The sequence below is a fragment of the Bradyrhizobium sp. 159 genome (genome assembly GCF_023073795.1).
Classification (GTDB): Bacteria; Pseudomonadota; Alphaproteobacteria; order Rhizobiales; family Xanthobacteraceae; genus Bradyrhizobium.
The window spans coordinates 63,437-82,794 of the sequence record NZ_JADPKE010000005.1 but is presented as its reverse complement, the minus strand read 5'-3'; the positions used below and the strand labels follow the sequence as shown (position 1 = coordinate 82,794).

Sequence of the window (19,358 nt, the reverse complement as noted above, 5' to 3'; positions counted from 1 at the left end):
CCCGCCATTGTGGCTTCCTTGCCAATCACTTAGCGAAAGGCTGAGCCCAAGGCCCAGCCCCGCTAGCAATCAGGTTTCCGAAAAGTAGCTCTGCAGGGTCCGAACCTCAAGGTCCCCGCCCAGATAGGCGCGGATGCCCTGCGCGGCCGCCACGGCCCCGGAAAGAGTGGTGTAATACGGCACTTTATGCAAGAGGGCCGCGCGCCGCAGCGAACGGCTGTCGGCGAGCGCCTGCGGGCCTTCGGTGGTGTTGAAGACGAGCTGGACGTCGCCATTGGTGATGGCGTCGACGATGTGCGGCCGGCCCTCCAGCACCTTGTTCACCTTCTCGGTCGGGATGCCCTGATCGGTCAGGAAGCGCTGGGTGCCCGAGGTCGCCAGCACCTTGAAGCCGAGCGAATGCAGTTCGCGCACAGCCTCGGCGATGCGCGTCTTGTCGCTCTCGCGCACCGAGACGAACACCGTGCCCTTGCGCGGCACCCGCGTGCCGCCGCCGAGCTGGCTCTTGGCGAACGCCACCGCAAACGAGCGGTCGATGCCCATGACCTCGCCCGTCGAGCGCATCTCCGGGCCGAGCACCGTGTCGACGCCGGGGAAGCGCGCGAACGGGAATACCGATTCCTTGACGCCAACGTGCTTGAGCTCCGCCTTCTTTAGCTTGAAATCGGCGAGCTTCTCGCCGGCCATGATGCGCGCGGCGATCTTCGCGACCGGCGTGCCGATCACCTTGGCGACGAACGGCACTGTGCGCGAAGCGCGCGGATTGACTTCGAGCACGTAGATCTCGCTGTCCTTGATGGCGTATTGCACGTTCATCAGGCCGACCACGTCGAGGCCGAGCGCGAGCTCGCGGGTCTGCCGCTCCAGCTCCTCGATCATCCCGGCATCGAGCGAATGCGGCGGCAGCGAGCAGGCGCTATCGCCGGAATGGATGCCGGCTTCCTCGATGTGCTCCATGATGCCGACGATGAAAGTGTCCTTGCCGTCGCAGAGGCAGTCGACGTCGATTTCGGTCGCGTCCGAGAGATAGCGGTCGAACAGCAGCGGGTTCTTGCCGAGCACGGTGTTGATCTGCCCGGTCTTGTCGTTGGGATAGCGCGCCTTGACGTCGGCCGGCACCAGCTCCGGCAGCGTGCCGAGCAGATAGTCGTTGAGCTGGTTCTCCTCGCGGATGATCTGCATGGCGCGGCCGCCGAGCACATAGGACGGGCGCACCACCAGCGGCAGGCCGAGATCGGCGGAGACGAGCCTCGCCTGCTCGACTGAATAGGCGATACCGTTCTTCGGCTGCTTGAGCCGCAGCTTGTCGAGCACGCGCTTGAAGCGGTCGCGATCCTCGGCAAGATCGATGGCATCGGGCGAGGTGCCGAGGATCGGCACTTCGGCCGCTTCCAGCGCGCGCGCCAGCTTCAGCGGGGTCTGGCCGCCGAACTGCACGATCACGCCGTGCAGCGTGCCCTTGCTGCGCTCCTTGACGATGATCTCCAGCACGTCCTCGGCGGTGAGCGGCTCGAAATAGAGCCGGTCGGCAGTGTCGTAATCGGTCGATACGGTCTCCGGATTGCAGTTGACCATGATGGATTCGTAGCCGGCATCGTGCAGCGCGAAGCAGGCGTGACAGCAGCAATAGTCGAACTCGATGCCCTGGCCGATGCGGTTCGGTCCGCCGCCGAGGATGATGACCTTCTTCTTGTCGGACGGAGTGCTCTCGTCCGCAGGCGCACCCGCAAACGGCGCCTCATAGGTCGAATACATATAGGCGGTGGGAGAGGCGAACTCGGCCGCACAGGTGTCGATGCGCTTGTAGACGGGACGGACGCCGAGCGCGTGGCGCTTCGCCGTGACGTCGGCTTCCGTCGTCCCGGCGAGCACTGCGAGGCGCGCATCGGAGAAGCCCATGGACTTGAGCGTGCGCATGCCGAAGGCATTGCCCGGCAGGCCGTTCTTGCGAACCTTCTCCTCCATGTCGACGATGCCGCGCATCTCGCCGAGGAACCACGGATCGATCTTGCAGGAGTTGAAGATGTCCTCGTTGGACCAGCCGAGCCGCATGGCCTGGGCGACCTGGAGCAGCCGGTTCGGCGTCGGTGTGCCGAGCGCGGCGCGGATCGCATTCTTGTCGTCATCGCGGCCGAGACCCTCGATTTCGATCTCGTCGAGGCCGGTCAATCCGGTCTCGAGCCCGCGCAAGGCCTTCTGAAGACTTTCCTGGAAGGTGCGGCCGATCGCCATGACTTCGCCGACCGACTTCATCGAGGTCGTCAGCGTGGTCGAGGCACCCGGAAATTTCTCGAAGGCGAAGCGCGGCACCTTGGTGACGACGTAGTCGATCGTCGGCTCGAACGAGGCCGGCGTGGCGCCGCCGGTGATGTCGTTGGCGATCTCGTCGAGGGTGTAGCCGACCGCGAGCTTGGCAGCGACCTTGGCGATCGGAAAGCCGGTGGCCTTGGAGGCCAGTGCGGACGAGCGCGACACGCGCGGATTCATCTCGATGACGACCATGCGGCCGTCTTCGGGATTGACGCCGAACTGCACGTTGGAGCCGCCGGTCTCGACCCCGATCTCGCGCAGCACCGCCAGCGAGGCGTCGCGCATGATCTGGTATTCCTTGTCGGTCAACGTCAGGGCGGGCGCCACGGTGATGGAATCGCCGGTATGCACGCCCATCGGATCGAGGTTCTCGATCGAGCAGACGATGATGCAATTGTCCTTCTTGTCGCGCACGACCTCCATCTCGTACTCTTTCCAGCCGAGCACGGATTCTTCGATCAGCACTTCGTTGGTGGGCGATGCATCAAGGCCGCGCTCGATGATGTCGAGGAACTCTTCCTTGTTGTAGGCGATGCCGCCGCCGGTGCCGCCCATCGTGAAGGAGGGCCGGATGATTGCGGGCAGGCCGATCTCGGAGAGCGCCATCATCGCCTGGCCCAGCGCATATTCCTGATAGCGCTTGCGGCGGTCGCCTTCGCCGAGCGTCCATTGCCGGTCGAGCTCTTCGAGGGCCGCGCCCGACAGCTTCTCGCGTTCGGCATGGTATTTGTCGCGGAACGACTTCTTCAGCTCGGACGCGTTGGCGAGCCGCGACTTCGGCGTCTGCAGACCGATCTTCTCCATGGCGTTGCGGAACAACTGGCGGTCCTCGGCCTTGTCGATCGCATCCGCGGTCGCGCCGATCATCTCGACGTCGAACTTTTCCAGCGTGCCCTGCCGGCGCAGCGACAGCGCGCAGTTCAGGGCTGTTTGACCGCCCATGGTCGGCAGCAGCGCGAAGCCGCCGGGAATGACGTGGCGCTCCTTCTCGATGATCTTGGCGACGATCTCGGGCGTGATCGGCTCGATATAGGTCGCATCGGCCAATTCCGGATCGGTCATGATGGTGGCCGGGTTGGAATTGACGAGGACGATGCGATAGCCCTCTTCCTTCAGCGTCTTCACCGCCTGCGTGCCCGAATAGTCGAACTCGCAGGCCTGGCCGATCACGATGGGACCGGCGCCGATGATCAGGATGGTGGTGATGTCTGTACGTTTGGGCATCAACTCTCGCCGGACTGGGATTTGGGCAAAAAAAAGGGCGCGCTACCGCGCGTCCCTGTGGCCGAGAGCGCGGTGGTCTCCCTCGCGCGCGGGTGGGTCTTAGACCAGTTTTCAGGGCGGCGAAACCCCGAAAAACGCCCATCAACCGGCAATTTTGACCGGTTTTGGCCGCGCCTGCCAGCCGCGGGCGAGATGCACCAGAAGCGAGGCGGCAACGCTCGTTCCGCCGATCCAGCCGAGGTCATTGGGCGAGAGTGTGGCCAGCACCGCGCCGCCCAGGGCGCCGCCGATGGCGAAGCCGAGATACATCGCCGAGGCGTTGAGCGAGAGCGCGATCATCGAGGCCTGCGGCTCGATCCGGATGATGCTGGCGATCTGGGCCGGATAAAACGCCCAGCCCGAGACGCCCCAGAGGAAGATCGCGCCCAGCACCGTATAATGCGCCTGTCCGGGCATCAGCTTCAGCACCAGCGAATGCAGGATCAGCGCACTCGCCATGCCGGCGAGCCCGAGCGCGGCGGTGGCGAGCGTGCCGAGCCGGTCGGCCAGGACGCCGCCGAGCATGTTGCCGATCGCGGCGGCGCCGCCGAACACCAGCAGTGCCAGACTGATCTGCGAGGCGTCAAAGCCGAGGGTGCGCAGAGGAACGGCGAAATAGGTGAACACGGTGAAGCCGCCGAGCGCCCATAAAATTGTGATCACAAGCGCGATCAAGACATTGCTGTGACGCGCCACCGCCAGCCGCTCGCTCAGCGAGGCGGTGTTGCGCGGCAGGCCTTTGGGTAGCCCAAGCAGAAGGCCGGCGAGTGCCACCGTGCCGATCAGGGCGACCATGGCAAACGTGGCGCGCCAGCTGAGCAGGCTGCCGACGAGATTGCCAAGGGGGACGCCGATGACGGTTGCGACCGTAAGGCCCGAGGTGACGAGGGCCACCGCACGTCCGCGCCGTTCGGGCGAGGCGACCGCCACGGACACTGCCAGCGCTGTCGGCATGCACAGCCCCGAGCCGAGCGCCATCAGCATGCGCGAGGCCAGCAGCAGGGCGTAGCTGGATGCCACCATTGCGGCGAGGTTGCCGGCGACGAAGGTCGTCAGCGCCAGAGCCAGCACGGTGCGGCGGTCGATGTTGTTGAGGGTCACCGCCAGGATTGGCGAGCCCACGGCATAGGTGAGGGCGTAAGCGGTGACCAGCTGGCCGGCGGCCGAGACCGAAATCGAGAGGTCAGTGGCGATCGCCGGTAAAAGTCCTGCAATGACAAATCCTTCAGTGCCGATCGCGAAGGCCGCCAAGGCCAGCCAGAACACGCTCATGAGAGAAATCCTTATGTTCAACGTTTATTGAACTATTGGTTGAACCGGCCTAGAAGTCAATTGGTTCAAGAAGTGTTGAACATTGCGGTCTTATCGCTATGATGGGCCCATGAGCCGAATGCCATTTCACCCGACCCGCGAGCAGATCGAGCTGCCGATGGTCCTGGATTGCCTGAGCGATCCGATCCGGTTGGCGATCGTCTACCAGCTCGCGCAGCAAGAACGTGTCAGCAGCGAGCTCTGTTGTGGCGATTTCAGCGGCCTCGGCGGCAAGTCCAACCTCGCCTATCACTTTGCCAAACTGCGCGAATGCGGCCTGATGCAGACCCGCGTGGCCGGCACCAACCGCTTCATGCGGCTGCGCCGCGAGGATCTGGATGCGCGCTTCCCGGGCCTGCTCGATGCCGTGATCAAGTCAGCGGCCAAGGACGCCGACCGGCTTCAGCTGCTGTCCGAGTGCGAGATGGTCGACGCCGACCGAAAATGAGACGATTGCGCGCGAGCAGTCCGTCTTCGCTTTCGCTTCGCTGAAGCTACGCCGGACACGCTTCGCCCCTGCCGGTCTAGCATGGCTGCGCCACGCGTAGCCCCGCAGGGGCGAAGCGTGGAGACCCGGCCTGGATTTGAACCAGGATGAAGAGCGTTGCACCGCCCTCGCGTAGACGCTTCCGCCACCGGGCCGCATCGATCATTACCGATCGGAGGCGCGGCAGGCCACCTCGGCTGGTTGTTATACTTAACGGATCAGAGGTGGCCGCGCGATGAAGGTCATGCGCCAGTGATTGTGGCCGATATTGGTGTGCGCGCGCTGGACCACGAATCCGGCCGCCGTCAGCTTCGCGGTGATCTCCGCCTCGCTGTAGCGCTGGAGCCCGATGCGCGAGCGCAGCTGACGATAATCCGAGAGCGCGGTGCTGATCAGCCCGACCAGCGCGTCCTTCAGGAAGCCGTGCCGCAGGCCGAAGCTGAGCAGCGCAATCACGTCCCTGACCATGCCGACATTGGGCTGGAGGATATCGCCAAGCACCAGCTTGCCGGAGGGTTTTAGGATCCGGCGGATGTTGAGGAGAGCGCCATCCAGCTCCTCCGGCGTCATGTATTGCGCGACCGAGTTCATCACGACGAGATCGATCGACTGGTCCTGCATCTTGCGGACGTCATCGAGCGAACGGACGCGGATCTTAGTGTTCGGAGCGAACCGCGCGATCAGCCGGCCGCGCACTCCCGGCGCGGGCTCCGCCAGGATCAGCTGGCCACACGCGGCGGCCACCTGGTTCGCCGACAGCGCCTCGCCGCAGGCATAGTCCAGCACCACGGCGTCGGACGAGGGGATATAGCCGACGATGTCCCGCGCAATGATCTGGAAGTGCAAGTCGCGATGCAGCTTGCTGACATAGATCGTATGCGTGGAGTCGTAATAATCGATCCAATCGTCCATGGTATTTGAAGGTCCCGGCCAAACGGTTCCGCCAACGGAACCGGCGCTGCCCGCCTTGCGTTAGGGGTGCGACGGCGCGCCGTCAATGTCCGCGTCCTAACAGGAAGGTCTCCCGTGAGCAAAACCAACAACAAGGTCTCGCCCGATCTCGACACCCCCACCGATCTGCCGCCCGATGGGGTCAAGAAGGTCTCGGAGGCGCTCAACGTGCTTCTGGCCGACGCATTCGCGCTGTATCTGAAAACCAAGAATTTCCACTGGCACATCAGCGGCCGGCATTTCCGCGATTATCATTTGCTGCTCGACGAGCAGTCCGACCAGATCTTCGCCACCACCGACCAGCTCGCCGAGCGCGTCCGCAAGATCGGCGGCACCACGCTGAGGTCGATCGGCCAGGTCGCAAAACTCCAGACCATCAAGGACAACAACGAGGACTACGTTCCGCCGCGCGAGATGCTGCGCGAGCTGATGCAGGACAACAAGCACGTCGCGGCTGCGATGCGTAAGGCGCACGAGGTCTGCGACGAAGCCGGCGATGTCGCCAGCGCCAGCATCCTCGAAAACTTCATCGACGAGACCGAGCGCCGCACCTGGTTCCTGTTCGAAGCCACAAGGCAGGAGGGCAGCAACGCGGGGTAGGGCGCTAATTCTTCCGCAACGTCGTCCCGGACAAGCGCGCCCCAAGCGCGCGCAGATCCGGGACCCGTCGCCACAGGCTTGAGTTTGGCGAAGACTCGCGGCCGCCATTTCCCGCCACAACGTCTTCCTGAGGGTATGGGTGCGGCCGGCGCCGGACGACGACCGCGTGTTTGGCCGGCGTTCTCGACTCACGACCGCCACAACCTCATCAGCGCGCCTTCCTTGCCCGTCACCGGATCGGCCGGCGGCATCGCGACTTGCGGAATCGTCTTCAGCGCCTTGGCGTGATTTTCAGCCGTCGCCCGCGTGATCTCCATCTTGGCGCCTGGCGGATAAGCGCCGATCAGGCAGAAATCGTCGCTCGCCTTGATGCGTTGGTGGCCGGTACCGGCCGGCAGGATCGCAACGTCGCCCGCCTTGATCTGAAGCTCCTGGCCATGGTCGCCGCCGAAGCGGACGCGAGCGCTGCCGCGCGCAACGCCGAGCACCTCATGCACGGTCGAATGATAGTGCAGATAATCGTAGACGCCGTTGCGCCACGTGCCGCCCCAGCCGTTCGCTTCGAACAGCTCTTCGATAGTCTCTTCCGGCTGCTCCGGATCGAGCTTCACCGCGCCCTGGTAAACCAGGAACGGGAGGATGTTGTTTGGCACGAGCCCGTCATCTTCGAACACGATGGCGAGCGGCTCGGCCTTGTCGCGGACGACGGACATGGCGGGGCTCCTGCTACACGAGAGTGCCCGGACAACATTTCATCCTGTGCAGGCGTTCCTGGACAGGTGTCGTGTCCCGGACGCGAAGCCGCGCGAAGCGATGCGTCGCTGAGCCCGGACCCGGAACGCCGTGTCTATGGCCCCCGGTTCAGCAGTGCATCACGCCGCAAAGGCGATAGCGCCCTTACGCGCTCTTCTTCTGCCGCATCAGATCGGCAAAGCGCTGGAACAGATAGTGCGAGTCGCGCGGGCCGGGCGAAGCCTCGGGGTGGTACTGCACCGAGAACACCGGCTTGCCGTCGAGCTGGATGCCGCAATTGGAGCCGTCGAACAGCGAGATGTGGGTCTGCGTCGCACCCTTCGGCAAAGTCGTCTCGTCCACGGCAAACCCGTGGTTCATCGAGGTGATCTCGACCTTGCCGGTGGTCTCGTCCTTGACGGGATGGTTGGCGCCGTGATGGCCCTGGTGCATCTTCTTGGTCTTGGCGCCGACGGCGAGACCGAGCATCTGGTGACCGAGGCAAATGCCGAAGGTCGGCGTGCCCGACTTGATCACGTCCCGGATCACAGGCACGGCATATTTGCCGGTCGCCGCCGGATCGCCCGGGCCGTTCGACAGAAACACGCCGTCCGGCTTCATCGCAAGGATATCCTCAGATGAAGTCGTTGCCGGCACCACCGTCACCTTGCAGCCGACGCCGGCGAGCAGGCGCAAGATGTTGCGCTTGATGCCGTAATCGATCGCCACCACGTTGAACTCGGGCTTGTCCTGGCGGCCGAAACCCTTGTCCCACAGCCAGGGAGTCTCGTCCCAGGTGAAGCGCTGGCCGGACGTGACCATCGGCACGAGGTCCATGCCTTCGAGGCCCGGCCACTCGCGCGCCTCTTCCTTGAGACCGTGCAGATCGAACTCACCCTTCTTGGAATGCGCGATCACGGCGTTGGGCATGCCGTTGGAGCGGATCAGCGCGGTCAGCGCGCGGGTGTCGATGCCGGAGAGGCCGATGATGCCGCGAGCCCTCAGCCACTGGTCGAGGTGCTTGGTGGCGCGGTAGTTCGAGGGATCGGTGATCGCGGTGCGCAGGATCACGCCGCGCGCCCCGGGCGTTGCCGCCATGTTCACCGTCTCGATATCTTCCTCGTTGGTTCCGACATTGCCGATATGCGGGAACGTGAAGGTGATGAGCTGGCCGGCATAGGAGGGATCGGTCAGGATCTCCTCATAGCCGGTCATCGCGGTGTTGAAGCAGACCTCGCCGACGGCGTGGCCTTCGGCGCCGAGACCGAAGCCTTCGAGCACCGTGCCGTCGGCAAGCACGAGGAGCGCGGTCGGTTTGTGGTCCGGCCAAGCGGGATCGTTGTCATGTTGTGTCATGAGCGCGTTTCATAGTCTGCGCTGGCCCCGCCGTCAAAGCGGGACAGGCCGGATTCACATGCGTTTTTGCATATTTGACGGGCGGCTTCGGGCACTTAAGCCGGAACTGGCAACTTTGAGCCATTTCGAGCCCCGGCAAGGAAACAATGCACCGTCGGGCCGGTCCGGTATGGCCTCTTGCCCGCGAACGGCTTAGATCAGGCGCGACAGATTGAGAGGACCCGACCATGCTGCGCGACAACATCAACAATGCGGTCAAGGAGGCCATGAAGGCCAAGGACGAGCGCAAGCTGTCCACGCTGCGCATGGTCAATTCGACCATCAAGAATGCCGACATCGACGCTCGCGGCAGTGGCAAGCCGCCGCTGTCGGACGCCGACATCCTCGCGGTGCTGCAGAAGATGATCAAGCAGCGCCAGGAGGCGGTTGAGCTCTACGACAAGGGCGGTCGCGCCGAGCTCGCCGCCCAGGAGCGCGAGGAGATCGTGGTGATCTCGGCGTATTTGCCGAAGCAGATGTCGGACGACGAGGTGAAGAAAGCGATCTCGGATGCGGTCACTGAAACCGGCGCGGCCGGCATGAAAGACATGGGCAAGGTGATCGCAGCGTTGCGGGCAAAGTACGCGGGACAGATGGACTTCGGTAAAGCCAGCGGCTTGGTGAAGGCCGCACTGTCGGGCTAGGCTTTTCCTCTCTCCCCTTGCGGGTGAGGGTGGCTCGCTTTGATGCCGCGTCAGTTAGGTCTATTCTCTCTTTAAGGAAAATGGGGAGGCATGATGACCGGCGCCATCAAACCGTTCCGCATCGCCATCAGCGACGACGTCCTCGCCGACCTCAAGTCGCGCCTCGCCCGCACCCGCTGGCCGGAGGCGGAGCTGGTCGATGATTGGAGCCAGGGCGCGCCGCTGCAATGGATCCGGGAGATCTGCACCTATTGGGCTGATGGCTATGACTGGCGCGCCCGCGAAGCAGAGCTGAACCGCTTCGAGCAGTTCACCACCGAGATCGACGGGCTCGACCTCCATTTCCTGCATGTGCGGTCGACGCAGCCGTCCGCGCTGCCGCTGATCATCACCCATGGCTGGCCCGGCTCGATCGTCGAATTCCAGAAAGTGATCGCGCCGCTGGTCGATCCTGCCGCGCATGGCGGCAATCCGGCTGATGCGTTTCATGTCGTCTGTCCCTCGCTGCCGGGCTTCGGCTTCTCGGCCAAGCCGAAGACCACGGGCTGGGGCGTCGACCGCATCGCGGCGACCTGGGCGAAGCTGATGGACCGGCTGGGCTACGCGCGATACGGCGCGCAGGGCGGCGACTGGGGCTCGGCGGTGACGAGCTCGCTCGGCGCGCAGGACGCCGAGCATTGCGCTGGCATCCACATCACGTTGTCCTTCAATTCGCCGCCACGGATCGAGGGCGAGCCGACGGCGGAAGAGAAGCGCGCGCTCGCCGGGCTCAAGCATTATGTCGCTCTCGATTCCGGCTATTCCAAGCAGCAATCGACGCGGCCGCAGACGCTCGGCTATGGCCTGACGGATTCGCCGAGCGGGCAGGCGGCCTGGATCTTGGAAAAATTCTGGGCCTGGACCGATTGCAACGGCCATCCCGAGAACATCTTCACCAAGGACGAGCTGCTTGACAACGTCATGCTGTACTGGGCGACGGAGACCGCGACCTCCTCTGCGCGGCTCTATTGGGAAAGTTTCGGCAAGCGCCGCACCACGCCTGTCGTGAAGGTGCCGACGGGCGTCGCGGTGTTTCCCAAGGAGATCATCACGCCGGTGCGACGCTGGATGGAGCCCAACTTCCCCAACATCACGCATTGGAGCGAGATGGAGAAGGGCGGCCATTTCGCCGCTTTCGAGCAGCCGGAGCTGTTCGTGCGCGATGTCCGGACGTTTTTTGCGACGGTGCGCTAACTCTCACCGTCATGCCGGGGCGCCCCGGCTTGTTCGCCGAAGCTTGATGAGCGAAGGCAGAAGGGCGAGCCCGGAATCTATCGCGCCACGGGAAATGCCGCATGATGGATTCCGGGTTCGAAGCTGGTGCGTCGGCCGCAATGACCGCGGCGGGGCTTGTCCCGAGCATCCACGGCTCTAAACTGGGCGACAACTACTCTGGAAACGTGCTGCCATGCTGACCGAAGCCGCAACTTACGACGAGCTCTATCGCAATTTCCGCTGGGACATTCCGGCGCGATTCAACATCGCGGAGGCGTGCTGCGATCGCCATGCCGACGGCAGCGGCCGGCTCGCGCTGATCTATGTCGACGAGAACCGCGTGACCACGCGCACGTCCTTTGACGAGGTCGCCGAGATGTCGCGCCGCTTCGCCAACGTGCTGAAGGCGGATGGGCTGTCGCGCGGTGACCGCGTCGCGGTGTTCCTGTCGCAGTCATTGGAGCTGCCGATCGTACACATGGCTGCGTTCCGGACAGGCCTGATCTCGATTCCGCTATTCGCGCTGTTCGGCGAGGACGCGCTGGAATTCCGCCTGTCGAATTCCGAGGCCAAGGCGATCGTGACTGACGAAGGAGGCTGGGAGAAGCTGTCGAGGATCCGCGATCGCCTGCCGGAGCTGACGAACGTCTATGTTGTCGGCGAGCGCGTTCCGGCAGGCGCGAAATCGTTCTGGGATTCGGTGAAAGCGGCCTCACCCGATTTCGTGCGGGTCGACACCTCCGCCGATGATCCCGCACTGATCATCTATACCTCTGGCACGACCGGCAATCCCAAAGGCGCCCTGCATGCGCACCGCGTCGTGCTCGGCCATCTGCCGAATGTGGAGATGTGCCACAACTTCCTGCCGCGCGCCGGCGATCTTATGTGGACGCCGGCGGACTGGGCCTGGATCGGCGGCCTCGTCAACGGCCTCTTGGCGTTCTGGTATCACGGCATTCCCCTGGTCGGTCATCGCGCGCGCAAATTCGAGCCGCAGGCAGCGATGCAGATGATGGCCGATCTCGGCGTGCGCAATGTCTTTCTGCCGCCGACGGCACTGAAGCTGATGCGACAGGCCGGTGTGAAGCACCCCGGCGTCAAGCTGCGCAGCATTTTTACCGGGGGTGAATCTCTGGGTGGCGAATTGCTCGGCTGGGTGCGCGAGACCTTCGGCATCGATGCGCACGAAGTGTTCGGCCAGACCGAATGCAACCTGGTGATTGGCAGCAATTCCAACCTGTTTCCGATCCGCCCCGGCGCGATGGGCAAGGCGACGCCAGGCTTCGACGTTCGCATCGTCAACGACAAGGGCGAGGAATTGGCGCGCGGTCAGCGCGGCATCATCGGCGTGCGCCAGCCATGTCCCGTCACCATGCTCGAATATTGGCGCAATCCGGAGGCGACGGCGAAGAAATATGCCGGCGAATTCCTGCTCACCGGCGATCTCGGCGTGCAGGATGAGGACGGCTATTTCTGGTATGTCAGCCGCGAGGACGACGTCATCACCACCGCCGGCTATCGCGTCGGCCCGTCCGAGATCGAGCACACGCTGATGAAGCATCCGTCCGTGGCGATGGCCGCGGTGGTCGGCATTCCCGATCCGATCCGGACCGAATCGATCAAGGCTTGGATCGTGCTGCGCCCCGGCTTCACCGGCAGCGACGCACTCGCGCACGAGATCCAGGAGTTCGTCAAGGTGCAGCTCGCCGCGCACGAATATCCGCGCTTCGTCGCCTTCGCGGAGACGCTGCCGATGACCGCCACCGGCAAGGTGCTGCGGCGCGAGCTGCGGGCGAAAGGTTAGCCTCTGACAATGGCAAAGACGCCTCAAGCCGCGGGCCCATAGCCGTATGGGATGTTGTTGGCGCGAAGCCGTAACCACGAGTCTTCGCCAAAAACTTCACCCTTTCGCTATGGCGCCCGGATCGGCGCGCGCTTGAGGCGCGCTTTGTCCGGGACGACGACACGGAGGCCGTCGCCCTACGGCGTCTTGATCCCCATCGCCTTCAGCGCATCGAGCATCCGCTGCGGCGGGCCCGGCTTGACGACCAGCGGCTTGCCGGTCTCGAGCAGGCTCTTGAGGCTCGACAGGATCGCCGGCCAGCCGGAGCGCCCGCCTGCAAGAATGTCATCGCTGAGCGGGCGGTCGTGGCCTTCGCTCATGGTGAGCCGGACGGCATCGCCGGCCTGTGCGATCTCGTAGGTGACGAGGGTCGGGCCGAGCTTCTCGATCAGATCGGGCCAGTTCACGTTGAACGTGACCGCGAGCTTTCGCGGCGGATCGTAGGCGAGGACCTCGCCGCTGATGTGCACGGCGCCGTCGGGCGTGCGCACGATGAAGGCGCCGCCGAGCCGTGGCTCGACCTCGACGGCATTGCCGAAGAAATACTGTCGGCTGAACTCTGCCGAAGTCAGCGCCTCCCACACCTTCTCGGGCGTGGAGGCGATGTAGATGGTGTAGACAGTCAGCGGCGTGAACTGCTCGAGCTTCATTTTGCGTCGAATCCCTTGTTGAGCGCCGTGCGCGGGATGGCGAGTACTTTGCCTCTCTCCAGCAGGCTCTTGAGCCCGGACAGGATCGCCGGCCAGCCATTGGAGACGGCGCCGAGATACTTGCCGCCCTCGACAAAACCGTCATGCAGCACGGTCAAACGCACCAGCGAGCCGAACGGTTCGATGGTGAAGACGACACGCGATATCGGCTCGCCGCGCAGCTCCTCGTATTTCTGGTGCTTGAAACTGTAGGACAATCGCCGCGGCGGATCGGCCTCGAGGATTTCGCCGGAATCGGTGATCTCGCCGTCGAGCGTGAGGGCGAAGGAAGAGCCTACCTTCCAGTCGGATCTGACCTCGGCGCCGAACCAGTACTGCCGCGTAAACGCGCTGTTGGTTAGCGCCTCCCAAGCCTTTTCCGGTGTGGTCTCGATGTAGGTGACGTAGACGAATTCCGGCTTACTCATCGCGTTTCTCCAGCTGACGTTTCAACTCGCTAAGTGCGGCGAGCTTGCCGCGCTCGAATTTCCTGATCCAGCGTTCGCCGATCTGATGGATCGGCACGGGGTTGAGATAGTGCAGCTTCTCGCGGCCATGCCTGATGGTGGTGACGAGATTGGCCTCCTCCAGAATGCCAAGGTGCTTGGTCACCGCCTGACGCGTCATGGCAAGGCCTTCGCAGAGCTCGTTCAGGGTCTGGCCGTTCCGGGTGTGAAGCCTGTCCAGCAGCGACCGTCGTGACGCATCGGCGAGCGCTTTGAAGACCTCATCCATGGTTATGATGATAGGCAACCAAATGGTTGCATGTCAAGCGGCGCTTGAGAAATCATGTTTTTGGTCGCGTGCAATCTCTCCGCTGCGGGACGAGGCGAAGAGCTCCCCGCAAGCGGGAACACGAGATCTGCGAGCTTCCGTTCCGGCCTCCGCCATGCATTAATGCGTACAAACCGCAGCGAGTCCTCCCCATGATGTCCATGCAAGCCTATCTCGCCTTCGTCGCTGCCTGCATCGCGCTGGCGTTGCTGCCGGGGCCGATCGTCACGCTCGTCATTGCCAACGGCCTGCGGCACGGCACCCGCGCGGCGCTCACCAACGTTGCCGGCGCGCAAGCGGGTCTTGCCATCGTGATTGGCATCGTCGCGGTCGGTCTGACCTCGCTGATGGCGACCATGGGGTACTGGTTTGACTGGGTACGCTTTGCTGGCGCCGCCTATCTGGTGTGGCTCGGCATCAAGTTGATCTGGACGCCGGTCGACGGCGTTGACGTCGACGCGCCGCCTCCGCCGCCGCGCGGCGGCTTCTTCCTGCAAGGATTCCTGGTGCTGCTGTCGAACCCTAAAGTGCTGGTGTTCTTCGGCGCCTTCATTCCGCAGTTCATGGACATGAACCACCCGCACTTTCCGCAAGTCGCGCTGCTTGGTGCCACCTTCATGGTCACGGCGGTCATGACCGACGCGCTCTACGCCATCGCCGCCGGCCGCGCCCGAAAATTCTTCTCGGCCCGCCGCACGCGGATGATGTCGCGCATTTCCGGCGGCTTCATGATCGGCGGCGGCATCTGGCTGGCGCTGACCAGGGCGAAGTGAGGCTTACACCAACAGCTCCGCCTTCAGCTCAACCTCGATCTCGGCAAGGATCCGCGCCAGCCGTTCCGCCCATTGCTGCTGGCCGGACTGGTCGGCGATCAGATCCTGGCGGATCTCGATGCCGGTGTTGACGAGGCCCCGCGCCTCGCCGTGCACGGGGATGGTGTAGTCGGTGAGGTCGTTCACCGCATAGGGCTCGTTGTCGCCGACGACGAGATCGCTTTCAGCGCGGAGATGTTTCAAGAGAAGCTGCGGCAGCACGGTGTCGCGGTTATACAGGGCGCCGACGTGCCAGGGCCGCGCGACGCCGGCATAGACCGGCGTAAAGCTGTGCAGCGACACCAGTGCTGTCGGCCGCTTGTCGCGCAGGCGGCGGTTGAGGGCGGCGTCGATGCGATGATGATAGGGCGCGAAAATCTCGCGCCGCCGCGCCTCGCGCTCCCACTCCGAAATACCCTCGTTGCGCGGAATCGCGGTGGCTTCAGAGATCACGGGGATCGAGCTCACAGCGGCGGGCGGGCGGTTGCAGTCGATCACGAGCCGCGAATAGCGCTGCGCGATCAGATGCGCGTCGAGCATTTTTGCGAGCCGCTCGGCGACGCCGGCGATGCCGATGTCCCAGGCGATGTGCCTCACAAGCTCGCTTTCCGCGACACCGAGATTGCCGAGCGCGCGCGGCAGCACCCGCCCGTAATGATCCGCGGTGAGCAGGAAGGGCGATTGGCCTGCCGTATTCACCTCATGCACTGGCGCAATGTCGCCCTCGCCGAGGAGTTGATCGGTCGCGTCGGCCGTATCTAGAGCCATCCTGATTGCCTATGGAAAAACTGCCGCCCTGAAGTTCGAAGAAAATCGGTATAGATCGGTTCGCTTCAAATCACCATGCTCGACCGAGGATGCCGCTGAGAGCGTCATTGCCTGTACATCGTGGTCCTGGCTTTCGCCAGGACGACAGCGAATATGCGGCGTTGTCGTTCCGCGCCATTGCCAGCTATACACACCGGATGACCTGCGATCGTCTCTTCGTCTACGGCACCCTGATGCGCGGCTTCGATCATCCGATGGCGCGGCTGCTCGCGGCTCATGCGGATTTCCTTGCCGATGCGACCTGCCGCGGTCGGCTCGTCCTGGTGAAGCATTATCCGGGGCTATTGCTGTCGGACGCGCCGTCCGACATCGTCCATGGTGAGCTCTTTCACTTGCGCGCGGGCGACGAGCTGCTGCGCGAGCTCGACATGTACGAGGCCTGCGGCGAAGGCTTTCCGGAGCCGACCGAATATCTGCGCCAGCTGATCGACGTGTCGCTGCCGGACGGCACCAGCAGCAAGGCCTGGACCTATGTCTACAACTGGCCCGTCACCGATCTTCCGCGCATCGTGTCCGGCCGCTTCCTGAAGCATTAGGCCGACAGCACCTCCTTCACCATGCGCACGTCGACCTCGCGCTCGACATAGGTCCACTCCTCGGTCTGCCGCAGCATCGCCACCAGCTCTTCGAACAGCGCAGCATCAACCGGTGCGAATTCGAACCAGGTCAGAAAGTCGAAGGGGCTGCCGAGGTCGCGGCAATGATAGAGCTGGCGCGCGATGGCGGGCAGGTAGCGCAGGCTGCTCGCGATGTGGTGCGATCTGTCCTCGAAGATCTTGCGGCGCTCTTCCTGCGTCAGCTCCCACCAGGCCTGCGACTTGCGGATCGGGATCAGCGCTGCGCTGGTCGCCTCTAACCGGCCGAGGCCGGCCTGCACGGCGACGAGCTGCTGCTTCTCAGGCCGCTCGGTGTAACGCAAGCTGCTCGCGACGCCGACCAGCCGCCAGGCGTTGCGCGAGGGCACCAGCGGCAACGAGACGGCCTCGCTGTCGGTCACCGACAGCGCCGGCACGAAGGGCAGGGGCTCGCCCCTCACGGGCGAGATTGACGTCACGCGCCAGCCCCCGCTCTGGCCGCCTCGAAAGGTCCTGAACATGGGGGTATGGAAGCGTGGAACCGGGCGCGGTTCAAGGCCTCTCTCCACCGTCATTTGCGGGGCGCCCGAAGCGCGAGCCCGGAAATCCATTTCTGCCAGCGGTCCGGTGGCGCCATTGATTCCAGGCTCGTGCTCTGCGCGCCCCGGAATAACGCGGGGCTGTGAACAGCGCGTATAATCCCGACAAACCTGACTTTTGCGCAGGCGGCACCTATATGCCTGATCTTGGCCCGGCTCATCTCGCTCGGGCAAGACTGGATCTCATGCGCTTCACGCCCCAATTCCTCGACGAGCTTCGTGCCCGGCTTTCGGTCTCCGAAGTCGTCGGCAAGCGCGTCAAGCTGAAGAAGGCGGGGCGGGAGTGGAAGGGGTTATCGCCGTTCCAGCAGGAGAAGACGCCGTCCTTCTACGTCAACGACCAGAAGGGCTTTTACCACGATTTCTCCTCCGGCAAGCACGGCGACATCATCAACTTCGTGATGGAGACCGACGGCGTGCCGTTCGCCGAGGCCGTCGAGCGGCTCGCCAATATGGCGGGACTGCCGCTGCCGGCGGTGACGCCGGATGCGGCCCGGCATGAGCAGCGGCGCAAATCGCTGCATGACGTCATGGATCTTGCAGCAAAATTCTTCGCCGAGACGCTGGCGTCGCGCTTAGGTGCCAAAGCGCGCGGCTATCTGGCCGATCGCGCCATCTCGCCGGCGACGCAATTGCAGTTCCGCCTCGGCTATGCGCCGCCCGACCGCTTCGCGCTGAAGGAGCATCTTGGCAAGCTTGGCGTGTCCGTTGACGACATGGTCGAGACCGGCCTGCTCGTCGCCGGCGACGACATTCCGGTGCCGTACGACCGCTTCCGCGACCGCGTGATGTTTCCGATCACGGATTTGCGCGGCCGCGTCATCGCCTTCGGCGGGCGCGCGCTGGAGAAGGACGTTCCGGCCAAATATCTGAACTCGCCGGAGACGCCGCTCTTCCACAAGGGCGACAATCTCTACAACCACCAGACCGCGCGCAAAGCCACCCATGACGGCGGCGCCCTGATCGTGGTCGAAGGCTATGTCGACGTCATCGCCATGGTCACCGCGGGCTTCGCAGGCACCGTCGCGCCGCTCGGCACTGCGCTCACCGAAAGCCAGCTCGCGCTGCTGTGGAAGATGGCGGACGAGCCGATCCTCTGCTTCGACGGCGACCGCGCCGGCCAGAAGGCGGCTTACCGCGCCGCGGACCTTGCCTTGCCGTTCCTCGCGCCGGGCAAGAGCCTGCGCTTTGCGCTGCTGCCGGAGGGGCAGGACCCCGACGATCTCGTTCGCTCGGGTGGCCGCGGCGCGATCGAGGACGTGATCGCGGCGGCGCGACCGCTCGCGGAGATGATCTGGTCGCGCGAGCTCGAAGGCGGCAATTTTGCCACGCCCGAGCGCCGCGCCGCTCTGGAGGCGCGCATCAAGGAGCTCTCCAACGGCATCCGCGACGAGGTGGTGCGGCGCTATTACCGCGACGACTTTGCCAATCGGCTCCAGCGCGCCTTTGCCCCCGAAGGCGGGCGCGGCGGCTTTGGCGGCCGGGGCAGTTTCCGCCAAGGTGGCGGCGGCCGGCCGTTCCAGCCCAGGGGTGGGGGAGGCGCGAATCGATTCGGTGGCCAGGGATTTGGTGGCGCCCGCCGCGGCCCGCCCGGTCCCGTCCCGCTGCCGTCCGGTCCATACCAGGCGGCGAGCCCTCAGCTGGCGGCAAGCCCGATCATGCGCGGCCAGCGCAGTGCCATCTCCCGCCGGGAGGCCCTGATCCTGCAATGCCTGATCAACCACCCCTGGCTGCTGCATGAGCACTTGGAGGAGGTGGCCGCCCTGGAGCTGGCCCATCCCGAAGCCCATAAACTCAGGGCCGGCATCATCGCCGCCTTCGCCAACGATCATCACCACTCACCGGACCCGGGCGAGCAGGCCGAGAAGATGCGGGGCGACCTCGAGAAGGGCGGATTTTCGCAAGTTCTTCAAAGGGTTGAGAACGGCATCACGACCGCGGCGGTGTGGGGCGCCCGGGAGGGCGCGGCGCGGGATGACGTTCTTGCCACCTGGCATCAGCTGGTTGCCTTGCATCGGCAATGGCATTCACTACTTAGAGAGCTGAAGGACGCTGAGCTGGCCCTGGGGGAGGACCCCAGCGAGGCCAATTTGGCGTGGCTGCGTGACGTCAAGGCTCGGATGGGCGAAGTCGACGGTACCGAGGCCCTGATCGAGGGTTTTGGCGAACTGTCGGGTCGGCTCCAGAAGAGCATGTAATGAAAGAATCATGCGGACGGCCGGGGTCGGAACCGCTAAAAGACTCGCCAAATCCTTGGTTTGGCGGCAGAAACAGGGTTAATCGAGGCTTAA

General features: G+C 64.3%; 18 protein-coding genes and 1 tRNA gene. 8 read left to right on the top strand and 11 right to left on the bottom strand.

Features of this window, described 5'->3' with window-relative positions:
* Positions 1-69: 69 nt before the first annotated feature.
* Both carB and IVA96_RS00860 read right to left on the bottom strand, forming a co-directional pair.
* Positions 70-3,534, bottom strand: a complete 3,465-nt coding sequence (gene carB / locus IVA96_RS00865; protein WP_247414980.1) for a carbamoyl-phosphate synthase large subunit — start codon at positions 3,532-3,534, stop codon at positions 70-72.
* Positions 3,535-3,675: 141 nt separating this feature from the next.
* Positions 3,676-4,845, bottom strand: a complete 1,170-nt coding sequence (locus IVA96_RS00860; protein WP_247414978.1) for an MFS transporter — start codon at positions 4,843-4,845, stop codon at positions 3,676-3,678.
* A gap of 109 nt (positions 4,846-4,954) precedes the next feature.
* Between IVA96_RS00860 and IVA96_RS00855 the strand changes: the two genes are divergently transcribed.
* Positions 4,955-5,332, top strand: coding sequence for a transcriptional regulator (locus tag IVA96_RS00855; protein WP_247414977.1), 378 nt, complete (start codon positions 4,955-4,957; stop codon positions 5,330-5,332).
* Between the two features lie 118 nt (positions 5,333-5,450).
* Here IVA96_RS00855 and IVA96_RS00850 read toward each other — a convergent pair.
* Both IVA96_RS00850 and IVA96_RS00845 read right to left on the bottom strand, forming a co-directional pair.
* Positions 5,451-5,526: transfer RNA gene (locus tag IVA96_RS00850), tRNA-OTHER, on the bottom strand.
* Positions 5,527-5,581: 55 nt separating this feature from the next.
* The gene (locus IVA96_RS00845) at positions 5,582-6,283 is read right to left on the bottom strand and encodes a class I SAM-dependent methyltransferase (protein ID WP_247414974.1); all 702 of its coding nucleotides are present in this window, start codon (positions 6,281-6,283) and stop codon (positions 5,582-5,584) included.
* A gap of 114 nt (positions 6,284-6,397) precedes the next feature.
* Between IVA96_RS00845 and IVA96_RS00840 the strand changes: the two genes are divergently transcribed.
* Positions 6,398-6,922 carry a DNA starvation/stationary phase protection protein gene (locus IVA96_RS00840; protein ID WP_247277477.1) on the top strand — a complete coding sequence of 175 codons (525 nt, stop codon included), beginning with the start codon at positions 6,398-6,400 and terminating at the stop codon, positions 6,920-6,922.
* 188 nt (positions 6,923-7,110) lie between these two features.
* Here the strand turns inward: IVA96_RS00840 and IVA96_RS00835 are convergent, their stop codons facing one another.
* Positions 7,111-7,635: a hypothetical protein gene (locus tag IVA96_RS00835; RefSeq protein ID WP_247414972.1), complete on the bottom strand. Its 525-nt coding sequence runs from the start codon at positions 7,633-7,635 to the stop codon at positions 7,111-7,113.
* A gap of 184 nt (positions 7,636-7,819) precedes the next feature.
* Positions 7,820-9,010 carry a glutamine-hydrolyzing carbamoyl-phosphate synthase small subunit gene (gene carA, locus IVA96_RS00830; protein WP_247277475.1) on the bottom strand — a complete coding sequence of 397 codons (1,191 nt, stop codon included), beginning with the start codon at positions 9,008-9,010 and terminating at the stop codon, positions 7,820-7,822.
* Positions 9,011-9,237: 227 nt separating this feature from the next.
* On the opposite strand from carA, the gene IVA96_RS00825 reads away from it, so the two are divergent.
* The 3 genes from IVA96_RS00825 to IVA96_RS00815 all read left to right on the top strand — a co-directional run bounded on the left by IVA96_RS00825 (position 9,238) and on the right by IVA96_RS00815 (position 12,751).
* Positions 9,238-9,693, top strand: a complete 456-nt coding sequence (locus IVA96_RS00825) for a GatB/YqeY domain-containing protein (RefSeq protein ID WP_247414970.1) — start codon at positions 9,238-9,240, stop codon at positions 9,691-9,693.
* Between the two features lie 93 nt (positions 9,694-9,786).
* Positions 9,787-10,926 carry an epoxide hydrolase family protein gene (locus tag IVA96_RS00820; protein ID WP_247415108.1) on the top strand — a complete coding sequence of 380 codons (1,140 nt, stop codon included), beginning with the start codon at positions 9,787-9,789 and terminating at the stop codon, positions 10,924-10,926.
* 214 nt (positions 10,927-11,140) lie between these two features.
* Entirely contained in the window at positions 11,141-12,751 is a 1,611-nt protein-coding gene (locus IVA96_RS00815) for an acyl-CoA synthetase (RefSeq protein WP_247277473.1), read from the top strand.
* Between the two features lie 176 nt (positions 12,752-12,927).
* Here the strand turns inward: IVA96_RS00815 and IVA96_RS00810 are convergent, their stop codons facing one another.
* Genes IVA96_RS00810 through IVA96_RS00800 form a run of 3 tightly spaced genes read right to left on the bottom strand, consistent with a single transcriptional unit; the run spans position 12,928 to position 14,214 of the window.
* The gene (locus IVA96_RS00810) at positions 12,928-13,440 is read right to left on the bottom strand and encodes an SRPBCC family protein (protein ID WP_247277472.1); all 513 of its coding nucleotides are present in this window, start codon (positions 13,438-13,440) and stop codon (positions 12,928-12,930) included.
* Positions 13,437-13,907 carry an SRPBCC family protein gene (locus IVA96_RS00805; RefSeq protein ID WP_247277471.1) on the bottom strand — a complete coding sequence of 157 codons (471 nt, stop codon included), beginning with the start codon at positions 13,905-13,907 and terminating at the stop codon, positions 13,437-13,439. The genes IVA96_RS00810 and IVA96_RS00805 overlap by 4 nt, the downstream gene beginning before the upstream one ends.
* The gene (locus tag IVA96_RS00800; protein ID WP_247277470.1) at positions 13,900-14,214 is read right to left on the bottom strand and encodes a helix-turn-helix domain-containing protein; all 315 of its coding nucleotides are present in this window, start codon (positions 14,212-14,214) and stop codon (positions 13,900-13,902) included. Before IVA96_RS00800 ends, IVA96_RS00805 begins: the two co-directional genes overlap by 8 nt.
* 191 nt (positions 14,215-14,405) lie before the next feature.
* Between IVA96_RS00800 and IVA96_RS00795 the strand changes: the two genes are divergently transcribed.
* Positions 14,406-15,026 carry a LysE family translocator gene (locus tag IVA96_RS00795; protein WP_247277469.1) on the top strand — a complete coding sequence of 207 codons (621 nt, stop codon included), beginning with the start codon at positions 14,406-14,408 and terminating at the stop codon, positions 15,024-15,026.
* A gap of 3 nt (positions 15,027-15,029) precedes the next feature.
* On the opposite strand, the gene IVA96_RS00790 is transcribed toward IVA96_RS00795, so the two are convergent.
* Positions 15,030-15,833 (bottom strand): N-formylglutamate amidohydrolase, encoded by an 804-nt coding sequence (locus IVA96_RS00790; protein ID WP_247414967.1) that lies wholly within the window; start codon positions 15,831-15,833, stop codon positions 15,030-15,032.
* 197 nt (positions 15,834-16,030) lie between these two features.
* Here IVA96_RS00790 and IVA96_RS00785 point away from each other — a divergent pair, with 197 nt between their 5' ends.
* The gene (locus IVA96_RS00785) at positions 16,031-16,429 is read left to right on the top strand and encodes a gamma-glutamylcyclotransferase family protein (protein ID WP_247277750.1); all 399 of its coding nucleotides are present in this window, start codon (positions 16,031-16,033) and stop codon (positions 16,427-16,429) included.
* Here the strand turns inward: IVA96_RS00785 and IVA96_RS00780 are convergent.
* On the bottom strand, positions 16,426-16,989 hold the full coding sequence (locus IVA96_RS00780; protein WP_247277468.1) for a chlorite dismutase family protein: 564 nt from the start codon (positions 16,987-16,989) through the stop codon (positions 16,426-16,428). The genes IVA96_RS00785 and IVA96_RS00780 overlap by 4 nt on opposite strands.
* Positions 16,990-17,252: 263 nt before the next feature.
* Between IVA96_RS00780 and dnaG the strand changes: the two genes are divergently transcribed.
* Entirely contained in the window at positions 17,253-19,265 is a 2,013-nt protein-coding gene (gene dnaG, locus IVA96_RS00775) for a DNA primase (RefSeq protein ID WP_247277467.1), read from the top strand.
* Positions 19,266-19,358 lie beyond the last annotated feature (93 nt).

Bases quoted from the DNA above. Each gene is read 5' to 3' on its own strand.
- carB (WP_247414980.1), bottom strand. From the start codon at position 3,534: ATGCCCAAACGTACAGACATCACCACCATCCTGATCATCGGCGCCGGT.
- IVA96_RS00860 (WP_247414978.1), bottom strand. From the start codon at position 4,845: ATGAGCGTGTTCTGGCTGGCCTTGGCGGCCTTCGCGATCGGCACTGAA.
- IVA96_RS00855 (WP_247414977.1), top strand. From the start codon at position 4,955: ATGAGCCGAATGCCATTTCACCCGACCCGCGAGCAGATCGAGCTGCCG.
- IVA96_RS00845 (WP_247414974.1), bottom strand. From the start codon at position 6,283: ATGGACGATTGGATCGATTATTACGACTCCACGCATACGATCTATGTC.
- IVA96_RS00835 (WP_247414972.1), bottom strand. From the start codon at position 7,635: ATGTCCGTCGTCCGCGACAAGGCCGAGCCGCTCGCCATCGTGTTCGAA.
- carA (WP_247277475.1), bottom strand. From the start codon at position 9,010: ATGACACAACATGACAACGATCCCGCTTGGCCGGACCACAAACCGACC.
- IVA96_RS00825 (WP_247414970.1), top strand. From the start codon at position 9,238: ATGCTGCGCGACAACATCAACAATGCGGTCAAGGAGGCCATGAAGGCC.
- IVA96_RS00820 (WP_247415108.1), top strand. From the start codon at position 9,787: ATGACCGGCGCCATCAAACCGTTCCGCATCGCCATCAGCGACGACGTC.
- IVA96_RS00815 (WP_247277473.1), top strand. From the start codon at position 11,141: ATGCTGACCGAAGCCGCAACTTACGACGAGCTCTATCGCAATTTCCGC.
- IVA96_RS00810 (WP_247277472.1), bottom strand. From the start codon at position 13,440: ATGAAGCTCGAGCAGTTCACGCCGCTGACTGTCTACACCATCTACATC.
- IVA96_RS00805 (WP_247277471.1), bottom strand. From the start codon at position 13,907: ATGAGTAAGCCGGAATTCGTCTACGTCACCTACATCGAGACCACACCG.
- IVA96_RS00800 (WP_247277470.1), bottom strand. From the start codon at position 14,214: ATGGATGAGGTCTTCAAAGCGCTCGCCGATGCGTCACGACGGTCGCTG.
- IVA96_RS00795 (WP_247277469.1), top strand. From the start codon at position 14,406: ATGATGTCCATGCAAGCCTATCTCGCCTTCGTCGCTGCCTGCATCGCG.
- IVA96_RS00790 (WP_247414967.1), bottom strand. From the start codon at position 15,833: ATGGCTCTAGATACGGCCGACGCGACCGATCAACTCCTCGGCGAGGGC.
- IVA96_RS00785 (WP_247277750.1), top strand. From the start codon at position 16,031: ATGACCTGCGATCGTCTCTTCGTCTACGGCACCCTGATGCGCGGCTTC.
- IVA96_RS00780 (WP_247277468.1), bottom strand. From the start codon at position 16,989: ATGTTCAGGACCTTTCGAGGCGGCCAGAGCGGGGGCTGGCGCGTGACG.
- dnaG (WP_247277467.1), top strand. From the start codon at position 17,253: ATGCGCTTCACGCCCCAATTCCTCGACGAGCTTCGTGCCCGGCTTTCG.